Origin of the sequence: Pseudoalteromonas sp. A601, assembly GCF_002165575.1 — a bacterium.
Classification (GTDB): Bacteria; Pseudomonadota; Gammaproteobacteria; order Enterobacterales; family Alteromonadaceae; genus Pseudoalteromonas.
In genome coordinates, this window is record NZ_MXQF01000029.1 from 1 (window position 1) to 15,079 (window position 15,079).

12 protein-coding genes and 1 pseudogene are annotated in these 15,079 nt (G+C 37.8%); 8 read left to right on the forward strand and 5 right to left on the reverse strand.

Annotated features, from left to right (window positions below; all coding sequences use genetic code 11):
* The first annotated feature begins 17 nt into the window (after positions 1 to 17).
* Genes B5G52_RS17740 through B5G52_RS17750 form a run of 3 tightly spaced genes read left to right on the forward strand, consistent with a single transcriptional unit; the run spans position 18 to position 4,991 of the window.
* A complete protein-coding gene (locus tag B5G52_RS17740) occupies positions 18 to 1,274 on the forward strand; it encodes a hypothetical protein (RefSeq protein ID WP_087533982.1) in 1,257 nt (418 codons plus the stop codon).
* A gap of 42 nt (positions 1,275 to 1,316) precedes the next feature.
* Positions 1,317 to 3,644 carry an McrB family protein gene (locus B5G52_RS22410; protein ID WP_087533983.1) on the forward strand — a complete coding sequence of 776 codons (2,328 nt, stop codon included), beginning with the start codon at positions 1,317 to 1,319 and terminating at the stop codon, positions 3,642 to 3,644.
* A 9-nt stretch (positions 3,645 to 3,653) separates the two neighbouring features.
* Positions 3,654 to 4,991 carry an McrC family protein gene (locus B5G52_RS17750; protein ID WP_087533984.1) on the forward strand — a complete coding sequence of 446 codons (1,338 nt, stop codon included), beginning with the start codon at positions 3,654 to 3,656 and terminating at the stop codon, positions 4,989 to 4,991.
* On the opposite strand, the gene B5G52_RS17755 is transcribed toward B5G52_RS17750, so the two are convergent.
* Positions 4,988 to 5,662: a hypothetical protein gene (locus tag B5G52_RS17755; RefSeq protein WP_087533985.1), complete on the reverse strand. Its 675-nt coding sequence runs from the start codon at positions 5,660 to 5,662 to the stop codon at positions 4,988 to 4,990. The genes B5G52_RS17750 and B5G52_RS17755 overlap by 4 nt on opposite strands.
* 213 nt (positions 5,663 to 5,875) lie before the next feature.
* Here B5G52_RS17755 and B5G52_RS17760 point away from each other — a divergent pair, with 213 nt between their 5' ends.
* The 4 genes from B5G52_RS17760 to B5G52_RS17775 all read left to right on the forward strand — a co-directional run bounded on the left by B5G52_RS17760 (position 5,876) and on the right by B5G52_RS17775 (position 10,990).
* Entirely contained in the window at positions 5,876 to 7,894 is a 2,019-nt protein-coding gene (locus B5G52_RS17760) for an ATP-binding protein (protein WP_087533986.1), read from the forward strand.
* 49 nt (positions 7,895 to 7,943) lie between these two features.
* Positions 7,944 to 8,792, forward strand: coding sequence for an HNH endonuclease (locus B5G52_RS17765; RefSeq protein WP_176372577.1), 849 nt, complete (start codon positions 7,944 to 7,946; stop codon positions 8,790 to 8,792).
* Positions 8,793 to 8,915: 123 nt separating this feature from the next.
* Entirely contained in the window at positions 8,916 to 9,818 is a 903-nt protein-coding gene (locus tag B5G52_RS17770; protein WP_254911240.1) for a YafY family protein, read from the forward strand.
* A gap of 74 nt (positions 9,819 to 9,892) precedes the next feature.
* Positions 9,893 to 10,990, forward strand: a complete 1,098-nt coding sequence (locus tag B5G52_RS17775) for a cell division protein FtsZ (RefSeq protein ID WP_087533989.1) — start codon at positions 9,893 to 9,895, stop codon at positions 10,988 to 10,990.
* 103 nt (positions 10,991 to 11,093) lie between these two features.
* On the opposite strand, the gene B5G52_RS17780 is transcribed toward B5G52_RS17775, so the two are convergent.
* Positions 11,094 to 11,762, reverse strand: a complete 669-nt coding sequence (locus tag B5G52_RS17780) for a hypothetical protein (protein ID WP_087533990.1) — start codon at positions 11,760 to 11,762, stop codon at positions 11,094 to 11,096.
* Between the two features lie 179 nt (positions 11,763 to 11,941).
* Positions 11,942 to 12,829, reverse strand: a complete 888-nt coding sequence (locus B5G52_RS17785; protein ID WP_087533991.1) for a LysR family transcriptional regulator — start codon at positions 12,827 to 12,829, stop codon at positions 11,942 to 11,944.
* 103 nt (positions 12,830 to 12,932) lie between these two features.
* Here B5G52_RS17785 and B5G52_RS17790 point away from each other — a divergent pair, with 103 nt between their 5' ends.
* Complete coding sequence (locus tag B5G52_RS17790) at positions 12,933 to 14,048, forward strand: FAD-dependent monooxygenase (RefSeq protein WP_087533992.1); 1,116 nt, start codon at positions 12,933 to 12,935, stop codon at positions 14,046 to 14,048.
* A gap of 50 nt (positions 14,049 to 14,098) precedes the next feature.
* Here the strand turns inward: B5G52_RS17790 and B5G52_RS17795 are convergent, their stop codons facing one another.
* Both B5G52_RS17795 and B5G52_RS17800 read right to left on the reverse strand, forming a co-directional pair.
* Positions 14,099 to 14,497, reverse strand: a complete 399-nt coding sequence (locus B5G52_RS17795; RefSeq protein ID WP_087533993.1) for a ribbon-helix-helix domain-containing protein — start codon at positions 14,495 to 14,497, stop codon at positions 14,099 to 14,101.
* Positions 14,498 to 14,525: 28 nt separating this feature from the next.
* A pseudogene (locus tag B5G52_RS17800) lies at positions 14,526 to 14,909 on the reverse strand (DJ-1/PfpI/YhbO family deglycase/protease); the annotation flags it as partial.
* Positions 14,910 to 15,079 lie beyond the last annotated feature (170 nt).

The window sequence follows — 15,079 nt, forward strand, 5'->3', positions numbered from 1 at the left end:
ATGATTGCACTTAATACTTGAATTCAAGAAGCGATAGTTGTGCTTTTAACATCAAAAATACTTTATTTTCAGAGGGCGCTCCCGCATACATTGCAGCCCAGGTTAAAAAGCTAGCACGTTCAGAAAGTTCAGCGATATTGAGCTTTTCAAATTGTAATTCCAGTTACGGAAGTGTCCATTATAAAACCCACACACCACAATCAGGTATATCCTTAAATAGTTTGAGCCACGATTTAGCTTATGTAAAAGCAGGTGTAGAGATAAACTCACTACCCCAAAAAGTCGAATACAGCAATGAGCAAAAAGGCTTTAATATTTTACTTTTGCCGTGGCCATTAAAAGTAGAAGATAATTTCTTCAATACAGCTGTAAAACCACTATTACAAATGGATGATGAATTTGGGTTCTTCTCATATTCTAACTTAGAAGTAATTACAGCAAAAAAAATTATATATGCAGTTGAGAGTTCTGATAGCCCTTTAGATCTTGTTGTAATTCCAGAGTGTTCAATTGATAGTGTAAATAAGCAAACTATTATTTCAGAATTAGGTAGGTACTTTAAAAGCAAGGATTTTAAAGTTCCGACTTTTATATTTGGCGTTTTTACAAAAGGAACAGGCGGTACATACGGTGAGAATAGCTTATCGGTATTAGTTTGGGATGAAAACACGAGTTGCTTTGTTGCGGAGACTCAACAAAAGCACCATCGCTGGGCTATTGATCAGCAACAAGTAAGTAATTATGGCTTACAGAAGGTTTTTGAAGGTAAAAAAGTAAAGTGGTGGGAAGACTGTTTAATTGGATCTAGAAAATTACTTTCATTTGAAAAAAGCTCAACTCATATATGCCCATTAATATGTGAAGACCTTGCGAGGCAAGAGCCGATCTCAGGTGTACTGAGATCATTAGCCCCTCATCTAGTTGTTGCTCTTCTTTTAGATGGACCTCAACTTAAAAGTCGCTGGCCAGGGCATTACTCGCACACTTTAGTAGATGAGCCGGGAAGTAGTGTCCTTACTATTTCACCTTATGGGATAGTTGAACGCTCTACAAATGGTGGTGAGTTTTCTAAAAGTAACGTGATCTCCTTATGGAGCGAGCCCAATAAAACTGTAGAAATCGGGTTAGATGATGAAAAGGCAGGTGTAGTTTTAACGCTAGTACAGGAAGAATCGAAGCAATGGACTGCAGATGGCAGATTAGAACTAAAGAAAAGACTGATATATAAAGGCCATCGGTCTGTTTGCTCTGCGAATGAGTTATCTGAAAAATAATTAAAACCTCTAAATACTTAATATCATTTAAAAAGGAATTGTATGCCAACCTATAATAAATATAACTTCAATGGAGAACAGTTAGGTAAAGCACCGCTTATTTTAGCGGTAATGAAAAAGTATGTTGCAGATAAAAAACCAACTTATGAGCAACTGAAACAAGACTTCCTAGCAATCGAAAAAAATAGAAGTAAAAGCAAGCCTCTATACATAACCCCAAAAGAATTAGAAGAGAAGAAAAAGCATGGTAAAGATAAAAGAAAGCGATTTTTTGAGTCTGATACAGAGGCTTTAACTCTAGGTGATGGCACTCGAATTTTTGTGAGTAACCAATGGAGCATTGATAGTACTGAAAAAGTCATTCGCTTTGTTAATTCTAAGTTTGATTACGGTATTACAGACGTTATTGAGCACAAGTCCATAAATGATTTATATAACGATTACCTCAAAAAGCCTAACAAAGGTTGGATCGCTGCTTATGAGCGTTTTAGCGCAGAAGTAGAGCAGAACTTAGATTCCAATGCCTCCAATTACGAAACTGATTTTATAGAAAAACTATGGAAGTCTGAATCCAACGGAATTGCTAGCGCTAAGCCTGGGACTCTGAGCAATGATGAATACAAAAACCTTTTAGACGACTTGCCTGAAATTACGGCTTTGATACTCAAAGACCCTACTCCAAACACATTAGAAGAAATATATAAATGGGCAGATAAAGCTAAGAGTAAGGGAAAGTTTAATACCATTAAGCGTGGTGTGATCCACAGAGTTTTTGCTGCCGCAGATCCTAAAAAATACAATACGATTTTAAATGTTGATGGTTTAAGAGCTTTTACGAAATACTTAAATGATGCTTTTGATTTAGGAATTAATGTTAGTTGGAATTGGGCAGAATTAAATCAGGTTGTTACCGAAAAAATTAAAAGTAAGGTAGATAAACCAGAAAATGAGCTTGTTTTTAATACATTCATTTGGTGGCTGTTTGAAAAGCTAAAAAAAGAAAGTGACGATGAAAACTTATATGTAGACGAAGATGAAATGGATCCTTCAATGGCCTCAGAACTAAATAAATCAGAAAAAAAATCAAAAAACCTTATTTATTACGGCCCACCAGGTACTGGTAAAACTTTTACTCTGCAAAAGCTTTTAAAAGAACAATACACTGAAAATGGTACTTCTGAAGAGCCTGAAGTTTGGCTTAATAATAAATTGAGTGAATTAAGTTGGTTTGAAGTTATTACATTTATTTTACTTGATATAGATGAACAAGTATCAGTGACAGATATTTTGAATCATGAGTATTTTACAACGAAGCTAGCGCTTAATGGTAGAACTACTAATATACGTCAGACTGCTTGGGCTGCTTTACAAGCCCATGCGATTAAAGAGTCGGAAACTATTAAGTATGAAAAACGCACTGAGCCTCTTTTCTTTGATAAAACACAAGACAGCAAGTGGTTTATTGAAAATCGAGACCACGATTTACTTGTTATTTATAAAGAGCAACTAAATGAGCTTAAAGCAGGCCCTCCTGTTGAAGATGAAATAAAGCGCTTTGAGTTTGTTACTTTTCATCAATCTTATGGGTATGAAGAGTTTATTGAGGGTTTAAGGCCAGTAACTAACGACGATGGCGACATAAGCTATGTTGTAAAGCCCGGGATTTTAAAGCGCCTATGTAAGCGTGCTGAAGCTGACCCTAATCATCAATACGCGCTAGTGATTGATGAAATTAACCGAGGCAATATTAGCAAGATATTTGGTGAGTTGATAAGCCTTATTGAAATAGATAAACGGGCTGGTGAAGAGCATTCACTTACCGTTACTTTGCCATACTCAAACTTACCTTTTTCTGTACCTAGCAACCTCGATATTATTGGCACAATGAACACGGCTGACCGTTCTTTAACGCATATAGATATAGCGTTAAGACGCCGATTTGAATTTAAAGAGCTGAGAACTGACTACGCATTATTAAAAAGTGATTTAGATGGTATTGATGTAAGAAAGCTCTTATTCACTATTAATAAACGGATAGAACTTTTATTAGATAGAGAGCATATTATTGGCCACGCTTTATTAATGAATGTAAGTAATTTGGCAGATCTTAAACAAGTCTTTATCTCTAACATCATGCCGTTACTGGAAGAATACTTTTTTGAAGATTGGGACAAAATTAAGCAAGTATTTAACGGCAACGGATTTGTTTCAGAGCTCAAAGGTGCTCATACAACTTGGCTTGGTGACTCTGATGAGTATGCAGCAAAGTCTTACTATGTAGACAGTAAAGCCTTTGGCAAGATTGAAAATTATACAGCTGTTTATCAAAGCATAAATGATGAAAATTTTGATGAAATGAAACAGAGCTAAGGAAGGTTTATGAGTACATGGTCTGTTTATGAGTTTTCTCGCTTGTACAAAGGTAATATTACTAAATATGAGGATGATCATTTAAACCTAGAACACTCTCAATTTGAAGCGCTCAAACAGCTGTTAACTTGCAGTGAGGCAGACCATGATAAGTTATTTAGATATGGATTTGAAAAGCGACAAGAGGTATTAGTTTGCCAAAACTACGTTGGTGTAATTTGCTTACCTTGCGGCGACCAAATTGAAATATTGCCTAAAACACATCGAAAAAGCGTAAATAGTGTGAGTGATGAAAGTGGTATTGATAGTAATCGCTCTAATCTCATAAAAATGTTAAAGGCAACGCGTTATTTACCAGGTAAGGTTGCCGAGAATGCATCGTTAGATATGGCTAAAATGCCGTTACTTGATGTATTCATACAATTGTTTTTGCAAGAGGTAAGCTTATTAATTAAGCGTGGTGTGGCAAGACAGTATGAAACGCATGAAAGTAATGAGCCTTTTATTAAAGGCAGAATATTGGTTAGTCAGCAAATCAGACATAACTTAGTTAATAAACACCATCACTTTATAGCCTTTGATGAGCTGACAACTAATCGCCCTGAAAACCGATTAATTAAAAGTGCTTTGCTCTGGTCGCTCAAGCGCGTGACAGCAAAAACGCAACATTTTTGCAGGGAGTTACTATTTCATTTTGAAGAAGTAACAAGCTCAAAAGCTATATGGCAGGAGCTCAATGCTTGGCAACGGGGCAGACATTTATCTCACTATGAAGCGATTAGGCCGTGGATAGAGATGATTTTTAAAGATCAAAGCCCTACATCGGTAAATGGTTCAAAAAGTATGCTGTCTATATTATTTCCTATGGAACGAGTATTTGAGGATTACGTACCAATTTGTTTGAAGAAACAATTCCAAAAATATGTAATTAAAACACAAACTCGCAGTAAATATTTAATCAGCCATGAGCCTAGCGACAATAAAAAACGCACCAATAATGGCAAGCTTTTCCAATTAAAGCCTGACTTACATATTCAAGCAGAAAATAAATTAATTATTGGTGATACAAAGTGGAAGGTGATTGACGAAAACTTACCTAACAAAAAGTATGGAATAAGTGAAAGTGATATGTACCAGATGTTGGCCTATAACCAAACTTACCAAAAGGAAGAATCAAAACCCGCAGTGATTTGGCTGATCTACCCTATGACACCTCAATTTTTAAAGCCCTTGGCTGATTTTATTTTTGATAACGGGCTCACACTCAAAGTATTACCATTTGATATTGATAAGTCGGAGATACTTTACGAGGAGACAGATAATCGATCTCTAAACTCAAAGTATTAGTCTTTTACAAGCCATATATCGGCGAGATTCTTTGAGTCCATCAGTTCATTTATTTGTATTATTTTTAAATAAGCACGTTGGTTTTTATCGTGCTTTTGGCTGATACCAAGCTTGGAGTTTTCGAATGTTACTGGTGTGACACTGATATAGTGAAAACTATCTAACCTTATGAGTATTTTATTAAGCTTTTCGCTGCTAATATTTGTATTTAGTGCTTTTCCTAATAGTTTATATAGTGGAGCGTCATTTACTTCTACTAAAGACTCAGTACTTCCCTCAGCTATCCAAAAGCCCTCATCGTCACCAAAGTTATCAAGGGTTATTATGTTGGAGCTACAGATATAAACCATCTCATAAGACCAATGAGCTTGAAAAAATTCATTGAGTGCCAATAAAATTTTAGTCTCTAATGGTTGTAAATGAGGATTGGAGATAACATTTTTTGTAAAGCAGTCTTGGTCATCTCTTAACTTATGAAAAGCAAAGATGCCACTTTCAGGGTCATCCTTATCTAGTTCATGATTGTTTATAGTATGCATCTGTAGAAGAGGCCTATGGATATACATTTCTCCGTTTTTATGTCTGGCATAGTATTTTTCGGATTCGATATCTTGATGCTTATTTTTGAGAATTATCGGGTTCTTTGCCGATCCTAAATTTATATTTTTCATAAGAGTCCAAAAAAACTTTATAGTTTCATTTATGCCTTTGCAGAGCCTAAAAAACAAGGGGTTAATAAAAAAACAAACCGAAAGAAAACAAAAAAATAAAAAACTAATATTATCAATGTACTATGCGTTTATTTTAAGACAGGTTTGTGGGTACGTTACTTTTTTCTGCTTAGTAATATAGCTACATCAGTTAATAACTACTAGGTACATAGCATGAACACAACCCCTCAATTAAAACGAATTGTTGCACACTTTGCCACTGAATTATTAGAAGAATTCGACGTAGAAGAGTTTTGGCACGATAAGCTATTTAAAAAGGCTTTATGTAACATTTCTGGCTTTAATTATATAAATTTACAGGGCTTAGATGCTGATGATTTGATTACCCGATTAGATCATTTAGCAATAAACACAATGCCTAAAACGTTACAAAAAAATGTGCATATATTTTGTAAAGCGTTTGATCTACCAAAAACGGTTACTCCATTAGTTATTTTTTCGTGCTGCATGACGCTCAGTAAACCATTGCGCGAACTTGTTGAGTACTTACGCGACGATTACGCAAGCGTTATTTTAGAAAAAATAGCTTATGTGATTGGCATTGATGAAGCACTACTCAACAAGCAAATTAGTTTAATTATTGAATCTGGCATGTATTCTATGGATATGGAGATATTTGCTGGGGAAGATGAGTTTTTAATACTACCAACCGCAATTGCTAAAAGCCTGCTCGAGGGTAAGTTAAATAGTGAAAGTGATATTTTATCTAACTTAGTCACTCCTTGTGAAGATTCTGAACTTAGCGCTGCTGATTTATCTCACTTAGATTTAAATACTTTACTTAAAGCTACGCAAAATGCGACTAAGACCGGTGGGCAACCATTGAGTATTTTATTTTATGGTGTGCCAGGTTCGGGTAAAACTTCATTGGCGAAATATATAGCGCAAGCCAGTGGTTCGCAGTTGCTTAAGGTGCAAGCTAAAGGTAGTAATTTAATAAACCCAACAAATGAGCTCGATAGTCGAAGCGCAAGCTCTGAGCTGCGTTTAGAGCACTTTAATGTGGTGAGTAAGTTGGTTGGCAAGCGTAAAAAAACAATGTTGTTACTGGATGAGTGTGAAAACATTTTTGAGCGTGATCTATTTTCTAAAAGCTATTCAAAAGAATTACTTCATACTTATATTGAAAATCACCCAGTGGTGAGTATTTGGATCACTAATCATCTAGAAGATTTACCACAGAGCGTTATTAGGCGATTTAATATTGTTTACGAAATTCCCAAGCTAAATAAAACGACTAAAGAAAAAATGATTGGCAAGTATGTTAAAGACTTGAATGTTGGTAGCAGTTTTATTAGTAAATTAGCAGCTCAACAAAACTTACTGCCAGCTCACATTGCTAAAGCAGTACATGTAGCTAGGTTATGCGGGTTTAAAGCACAGATCGCGCGTGAATGCATAGAAGAGAATATTCAAGATACTTTAACTGCATGCGGCTTTTCAGCTAATGAATTAACGTATCAAGCAGCACAAAAGTTTAACCCTAAAATGGTGAATATAGAGTCTGAGTATTCATCACTCGAACAGGTAGAAGAGGCTGTTATAGAGTATTCGAGTTCACGAACCCTACTAACAGGCCCGCCAGGCACTGGTAAAACAGCTTTTGTAAATTATTTATGTGAAAAAGCTGATTTTAAACTTATTTCAGTTAAAGCATCTGATTTACTTAGTAAGTGGGTTGGCGAAAGTGAGCAAAACATTGCTCAATTATTTAAACAAGCTACACAAGAAGGAAGTGCAATATTTATTGATGAGGCAGATAGCTTATTGTGTAGCCGTGAACAAGCGACGGCAAATTGGGAAGTGCAAACAGTTAATGAATTACTATGCCATATGGAGCAATTTCAACTCCCACTTTTTGCTGCGACTAATTTTGCTAAACACTTAGATAAAGCGGTAATGAGGCGATTTGATTTTAATTTAAATTTAACCTACCTGACTCCGGTACAGGCTAAACAATTATTTAAAAATACATTAGGGCAAGGGGTGTTAAAAAAGCACTTAATGCATGAATTGTTCAAACTGTCGAAGCTAACACCAGGCGACTTTGCGATTGTAAAAAGACAAATGAGGTTCTCGAAAAAACGAATGACTCAAGAGCGAATGTTATCGATTTTACAAGAACAAAACGATTTAAAAGAAGGTGTTAAACAAAGAATTGGGTTTGTTTAATTGAAAATTAATGAAAAATATATGTATAACAACTTTTAGGAGAATAACTATGATAGATATAAGCAAAGCAGCATTTGAGATACCAGAAAAAGCAAAAGAATGGTTTATAAATTTTCCAGAGGTATTTGATTTAGCAAATACTTTAACTTTAGTTATTAAAAATAGCCTAATAACATCAGATTGCCGTTGGCACGATAATAAAGAAAGGCCTCGGTTTATGGTAGGCAGAGGACAAGCGTCAAGATTAAGGATTTATTGCTCTGAAAATGGCGCTCTTGTAGTCGGAAAGCTTACACAAGAAGACTTTCATAGGGTTTCAAATGCAATAATAGATAAATCGAAAATTAAATCTGATGAAGATAAACACTTTGTTAAAATCAAGTTTTCTACAAAGGAAAGCAATACAGAGAAGTTTACACGTTTACGCGAAACTTTAGGTACAGGTGTTTTTAGTGAACTAAAAGATAGCTTTTACGAAGCATTAATTGATTTGGGTCGTTCTGTATCACTATCACCTACGGAACGTGAAAGCCTAATTCAATCACGTATAGGGCAGGGGAAATATCGAAAAAGTTTAATCTCGCTTTGGAAAGGCTGTGCAGTAACAGGGGTGGAATTTGAACCAATATTAAAAGCTTCCCATATCAAGCCTTGGAAAGATTCTGATAATATCGAAAGGTTAGATAAGTTCAATGGGTTGCTTTTATCTTCACTATACGATGATTTGTTTGATAAAGGCTTCATTAGTTTTGAAGATGGCGGGGAAATTATATTTAGCAAAAAACTACCATTGAAGCTTATTGATGAATTACAGCTTGATAATTCAATAAAGATTAAAACACAAAGTGAACACCATAAATACTTGAAATACCATCGAGATGTTATTTTAAAAGCTTAAGGCAGATAGAGTGTTAAGCTTAGTGATTTATTACTTAGGGTTTTATAAGCTATGCAGATTCAGCGGTATAATTTACTTTTGGAGTGTATACCAAAATCCCCACAGTGTGTTTCAGTACCCGACTTGAAAGCTAAGCTTTCAAGTCGGGGCTTTGATATTTCAACCCGTATGCTCCAACGTGACCTGCAATCTTTATACGATCAAGGGTGCTTCGGGCTTGAAAAAGATACCCGCAGTAAACCGTATGGTTGGTCTATTAACGCGCAGTGGCGAGGTGGTAACGCAAAAGTAATGAGCAGCGAAGTGGCTGAGCATTATTTGTTGCTGGAGCAGTTATTACCACACTCGACCCCCAGTGATGTTAAGCGCTCTGTGCATACTAAAGCGGAGCAAGCGCTGAAGCGTTTTAATGGGCATGTGCCCGACTGGCTTTCAACCCTTCCTAAGCCTTTATTAAAAGTGAATGTGGATACTCAGTTAGTTGCGCAAATTGAGCATGCGATTAAACATAAGCGTGTTGTGAGTGCTGAGCTATATAGGGTGCTTTACGATGAGGCGCATTGGTTAAAGTTTGCTGAATTAAGCTTTTATAACTTAGTTGAGCAAGGCGGTGTATTAATGGCGCACTTTATGGTGGGGTCGCTTCACGATAAGTGCTACCAGATGCCGATTTATCGTATTCGCAATGTGCAAATTTTGCAAAAAACACGACGAGAGCCAAGCACTGAGCAATTAAAAACGTTGCGCAGTGCGATTAATAAAGGCATGCCGCAAGAGGCGATTAATTTAGTTGTGAAAGTGCCCAATCATTCTGCGGTGAATCAAGGTTTTGTTGAACTTGGCGAATTGATTGATAAACAACATATTGACGATAAAAACGTATTACTCACCTACCAAACGATTGATACCGAACAGCTAACCAATGAGCTATTTAAATGTGCTCATTGGCTTGAAGTGATAAAGCCTGATCAAATTAGGAGAAGAATCACTACAAAGCTTAAAGCGGCTGCTAGTAACTATCAATAACGCTAATTAACTTGGCTGCGTCAATTATTGACGCACCTATTTGTTATGCTCCTTTTAAATATGAAGGAGGTGTTATGTTTCAATTAATTGAGCAGCAAGATGGTTTATCTATTGGTGTATTTGGCATTGGAGGTTGTGGCTGTAATACGTTAAATAGTATTTATGAGCAGCGCGAAGGAAAACAAGCAAAGTTGTTTAGCGTTAATACTGACAAAGTGGTGCTTGAGTATACTCAAAGTGATGATGCTGTGCTGATTGGCGCAGAGCTCACTCATGGTTATGGCGCTGGCGCCGACCCTGAGGTTGGTTTACAAGCGGCGCAAGAAAGCAAAGATCAACTTTTAGCATTAATAAATAACTGCGATATTTTATTGTGCGCAACAGGGCTTGGTGGTGGTACTGGCACCGGTGCAAGCCCGTATATAGCAGAGCTAGCTCGTGAACAAAATAAGCCTGTGATATTTGTAGCGACATTGCCTTTTAGCAGTGAAGGGCAGTTTAGATCAAACGTTGCACAAGCAGGGTTGAACACGCTAAAAGAGCATGCCAATGCGGTGATCACTTTACCGAATGATCAACTTATTGAGGTTTTAGGTAATGACGTTGGTTTATTTGATGCCTTTAAACACAGTAATCAAATACTCCACTCACTAATTAAATCATTGATCGATATGCTGTGCTATCAAGGTTTGATCAACGTTGATTTAAATGACTTTGCTAAAATCATGGATTGCCGAGGCGATGCGGTTTTAGGTGTGGGCAAATGTGATAGCGAAGACGAATTTGCCACTGCACTTGATAGTGCGCTTAAAAACCCCTTGGTTAATCAGGTGGATATGTCATCCAGCTCGGGTGTTATTGTGCAAGTAAATTGTAAAGAGGAGATTGCACTGGGCAGTTATAACCTCATCACCGACACGGTACGCCAACAAGTAAGCCCAAATGCGCTGGTGATTTGCGGAGTGTCTAAAATCGACAATTTAGCCAGCAATTATGAATTATTGATTATAGCGACAGGGGCGAGTGCAAAGATGGTTGTAGAGCAGCACGATAAAGCGGCAGGTAGCGAATTAAAAAAGCCCGAAGTGGTGATCACTCAACCGCAAGCCTCAGATATTTTTGATATACCCGCATTTATCCGTAATCAAGCCCCGCCGCCCAATGTAAATTAATGACACTGTATGAGCCGAATATCTACAGGTTGGGCGTAGGTAGCTGATGCTCAAGCCTGTACTTACATAAAGTAACTCGGGCTTGGTTTGGAGCCATTTATTATTAGTTTGCTTGAAATGTCACACTAGTAATATTGTAAGTGCTATCCACTTTATTGCCAGCAATCACAGTTTCACCGTTAACAGGGTAATCACTTGATACGACATATAAACCAGCTTGCTCAGGTTCAACAGTAACTTGCCCATTTTTGTCGGTTGTCATTTTTATTTTAGTTTTAGTTGGTGTTAAAACAGTTACATCATGTTCCACGACAGGGGAGTTTTTATAGGTTAGGGTAAAAGTGTTACTCTGTGGCTTTATAGGCACAAACTCAAATTCTACTTTACTTTGCGTACTGTTTCTCCCAGCTTTAGCGAATAGCTTAGCGGCTTGCTGTTTAGGTGATTTCCAGAATTGCCATACAGGTACTTCTTCAAGATCCCATGGCTGCCATAAGTCATCAACTGTAGCAAGTATATCGCCAGTATCAGCAACATTTGCGCTCCAGTGAGTTGCGTGTTGTGTGATAGGAAAGGAGGCTTCTTTTTCATTAATATAGATTTTTGTATTTTTTAGACCTGCAATTTTATCACCAGATTCCGGCTCTCCTGGTTCACCTAAAAAGAGTTTAACCTGCATATTATCATCTTTTTCTAACCAAATTTCGTGTGCTTGTAAGTTACTTGCGCTAAGCAATAAAAATAATGTAAGAGGTGTAGCGATGTTTTTCATTTTTACTCCTTGTTAAGAATTGACTAACCTGAGGTAGGCTATAAATTAGAGACATGCAAACTATATGGTAACGTATAATTAAACGCAAATAATTATCAGTTGCTTTTTGTGTGAGGCCCAGAATATACCAAGGTTGTTCTTATCCTTCATTGTTTAGCTTGTGTGTACATCACGTAACTCTATTTCAGTGTTGCGCATGTAGACTTTAAAAATTCTAAAAAAACTTTCACCTTTTCTAGCGGGTATTTTCTGCCTGCATAGAATGCATATAGCACCAGATCTTCTGGCTCATGGTCGAGTTTAATATTGATCAATGAACCGTTGTCTATATGTTCTTGGCATGCGTGAATGGGCAAAATTGCATAGCCTAATCCTTTGAGTGCAGCGGCTTTGGCCATGTTGCCACTGTTTACTTTAAAGTTTGATTTTACGTGCGCTGCTTGTTGCTGTTTAAAGCGCCACGGCATGCCCTGCAGTACAGATAAACTCGTAATACACGGGACTTTAGCTAACTCATCTAACGAGCGCGGTACAGGTCCATTACTGATCAGTTGTGGCGCGCCAACAATGCAACTGGGCCAGCGCAGCAGCTCTTTAGCAATCCAGCCTGAATTGTCTAATGGTCCGCGGCCAAAGCGTAGCACTAAGTCAAACCCTTCTAGCAATCCTTCACTAGGGTTTAATTGTGTATCACAACTTAATTGTATTTGTGGGTGCAAAAAACAAAACTCGACCATTATTTCGGCTAAAAAAGGCAGATCAGGCATGATGATTTTAAGGTGCCCAGCGAGAGACTCGCCTTGCAAAGATAGCTCTTCTAGCGAGTCATCCATAGCTTGTGTCAGTGGGGTGATAGATTGGTAAAGCTGTTTACCCGCTGTGGTTGCCACCATTTTACGGGTTGTGCGTTGTAATAATCTTAAATTAAGCTGCTGCTCTAATAACGCGACATGACGACTGACATTCGATGTAGGTAATTGCAATTGCTCGGCAGCGAGTTTAAAGCTCAATTGTTCATAAACGCATTGAAAACTGATTAACCATTGTAGTTCGATTTTATCTATCATTCATTAACTCAAAATATGGGATTAATAACACAATTATTACTAATTTATCTTAAAAAATGACTTTGTGATAATGGTTATTCAGTTAATTATTGAGGTAAATAATATGAACGGTAAACGAATTGCTATTGTGGGTGCAGGTATCGGTGGTATAGCGCTGGCTATTCTTGCTACGCAAAAAGGGTATCAGGTGAGCTTGTTTGAGCGCGATAGTAAAATTTCGACTATAGGTGCGGGGGTTACTTTATGGCCTAATGCGATGTTTGTGTTACAGAAAATGGGTGTGCATGAACAGATCCAAGCACTCGGTGGTATGCTTATGAATATGCGTCAGTTCGATCAGCATGGCGCAGTGCAAAATGAATTTGATATTGCGAAAATAAATACTCTGAGTGGCTTTTCTAGTGTCAGTATTTTGCGCCGTGATCTTATGAGTGTGCTGGGGCAAACATTAGCTGATTTAGGAATTAATATACATTTTAACAGCACAATAACCGTATCAGAGATTGCTCAACTAAAACAAGATTTTGATCTAGTGGTGGGTGCAGATGGACGAATGAATTCTGTGGTAAGGCAATCCTTATATGCAGAAAAAGTGACTCCTCAGTATCAGGGCTTTATTAATATTATTGCAATTAGCCAATTAAAACCGGGCACTTTAGATAATGTGATCCATGATTTTCAAGCAGCTGGCGAGCGCTTTGGTATTGTGCCTGTCAAAGGTGACCTTTGTTACTGGGCTGCTGGGTGGAGTGCCGATATTGATAAAACACGGCCGCTTTGTGATTGGTATGAGCAAATGCATCAGCGCTTTTCAACTTGGCCAGATGCTGTGCAACAGGTTCTTAAATCTTATAATAAAGATTCACTCAAGTTAATTTTTGTACATGATATTGACCGTTTGCCATATTGGCACCAAGACAACGTGCTTATTATTGGCGATGCGGCTCATGCCCCTTTACCTACTTCAGGCCAGGGGGCGTGTCAGGCGTTGGAAGATGCTTGGCATCTTGTTCGGGTACTAGAAAAGCATGATGATTTAGAGCTCGCTTTAACGACGTTTTATCAACAACGTATAGATAAAGCCTCAGCCTCTCAATTAGTTGGCCGGCAAGTCGCGCAGAAAATTTTTACTAGCAAAGCACATAATAATGAGGCGCCAGCTTTAGGTATTTCTGCTCAGCAGTTGGTAACGTTATGGATGCAAGGGTTAGATAATTAACTGCCTTTGCTGGTTTTGACATTAACCTCTATGGCTATTTTCAGACAAAATTAGTTGATAGATGACTTTGATGTATCACCACCAAAGCGGCTTTTACGTTGAGCTCTGCGAAGTTGTTCTTGCTCAAGCACACTTTGAGCATTTACGTCATTGAGGGCTTGGTTATCTTCTCTGGCTAGATCACCGTCAGCGACCAGCGATAAATAACGCGAACAGCAGACCCGTAAAAATGAGGTGAAGTTGCCTATGTCATGATCAGCATCAAGAGACTCAAGATAGAGTTTAGTGATCATTTGATTAACGCTCATCTGATCGCGAAACGCGACTTCTTCTAAAATATCCCAAAAGAATTCTTCAAGACGAATGGAGGTAACCACCCCATCAATGCGTAAAGATTTAGTACGACAGGTCCATAGGCGACTGTCGGCATTGATAAATAGTTGGCACATAGGTTACCTCTTGAGGCTGTGATTTAGATTACAATAATGCCACAAATTGTTTTAGCATGGCAGGATGCGCAGGCCAAGCTGGGGCAGTCACTAATTTACCATCGGTAATTGCGCCATCCATAGGTAATTCAGCATATTCTGCACCGGCCATTTTTACTTCAGGCTGGCATGCAGGATAAGCAGATACTTTTTTACCTTCAATGACTCCAGCTGCTGTAAGTAACTGTGGGCCGTGGCAAATAGAAGCGATAGGTTTATCTGCCTTGGCAAAGTGCTGAATTATTTCGATCACTTTTGCATTCAAACGTAAATATTCAGGGGCACGGCCACCGGGTAAGTATAGAGCGTCGTAATCTGCTGCAACTACTTTAGCAAACGTCGCATTGAGTGCAAAATTATGGCCACGTTTTTTGTATACCCAAACTACCTCAAGATGCGAGTTTCAGTTGGAATTAAAAGCGATATAGGCAAGGCATTGATTGCAAGTAATAGTGGTTCTATTGTTAAAATCAATAACGCAGTATAAATCGCTTTTAAACCAACCCTCTGGGCGCTTCACAGGAACTTACTCTCATCGTTGTT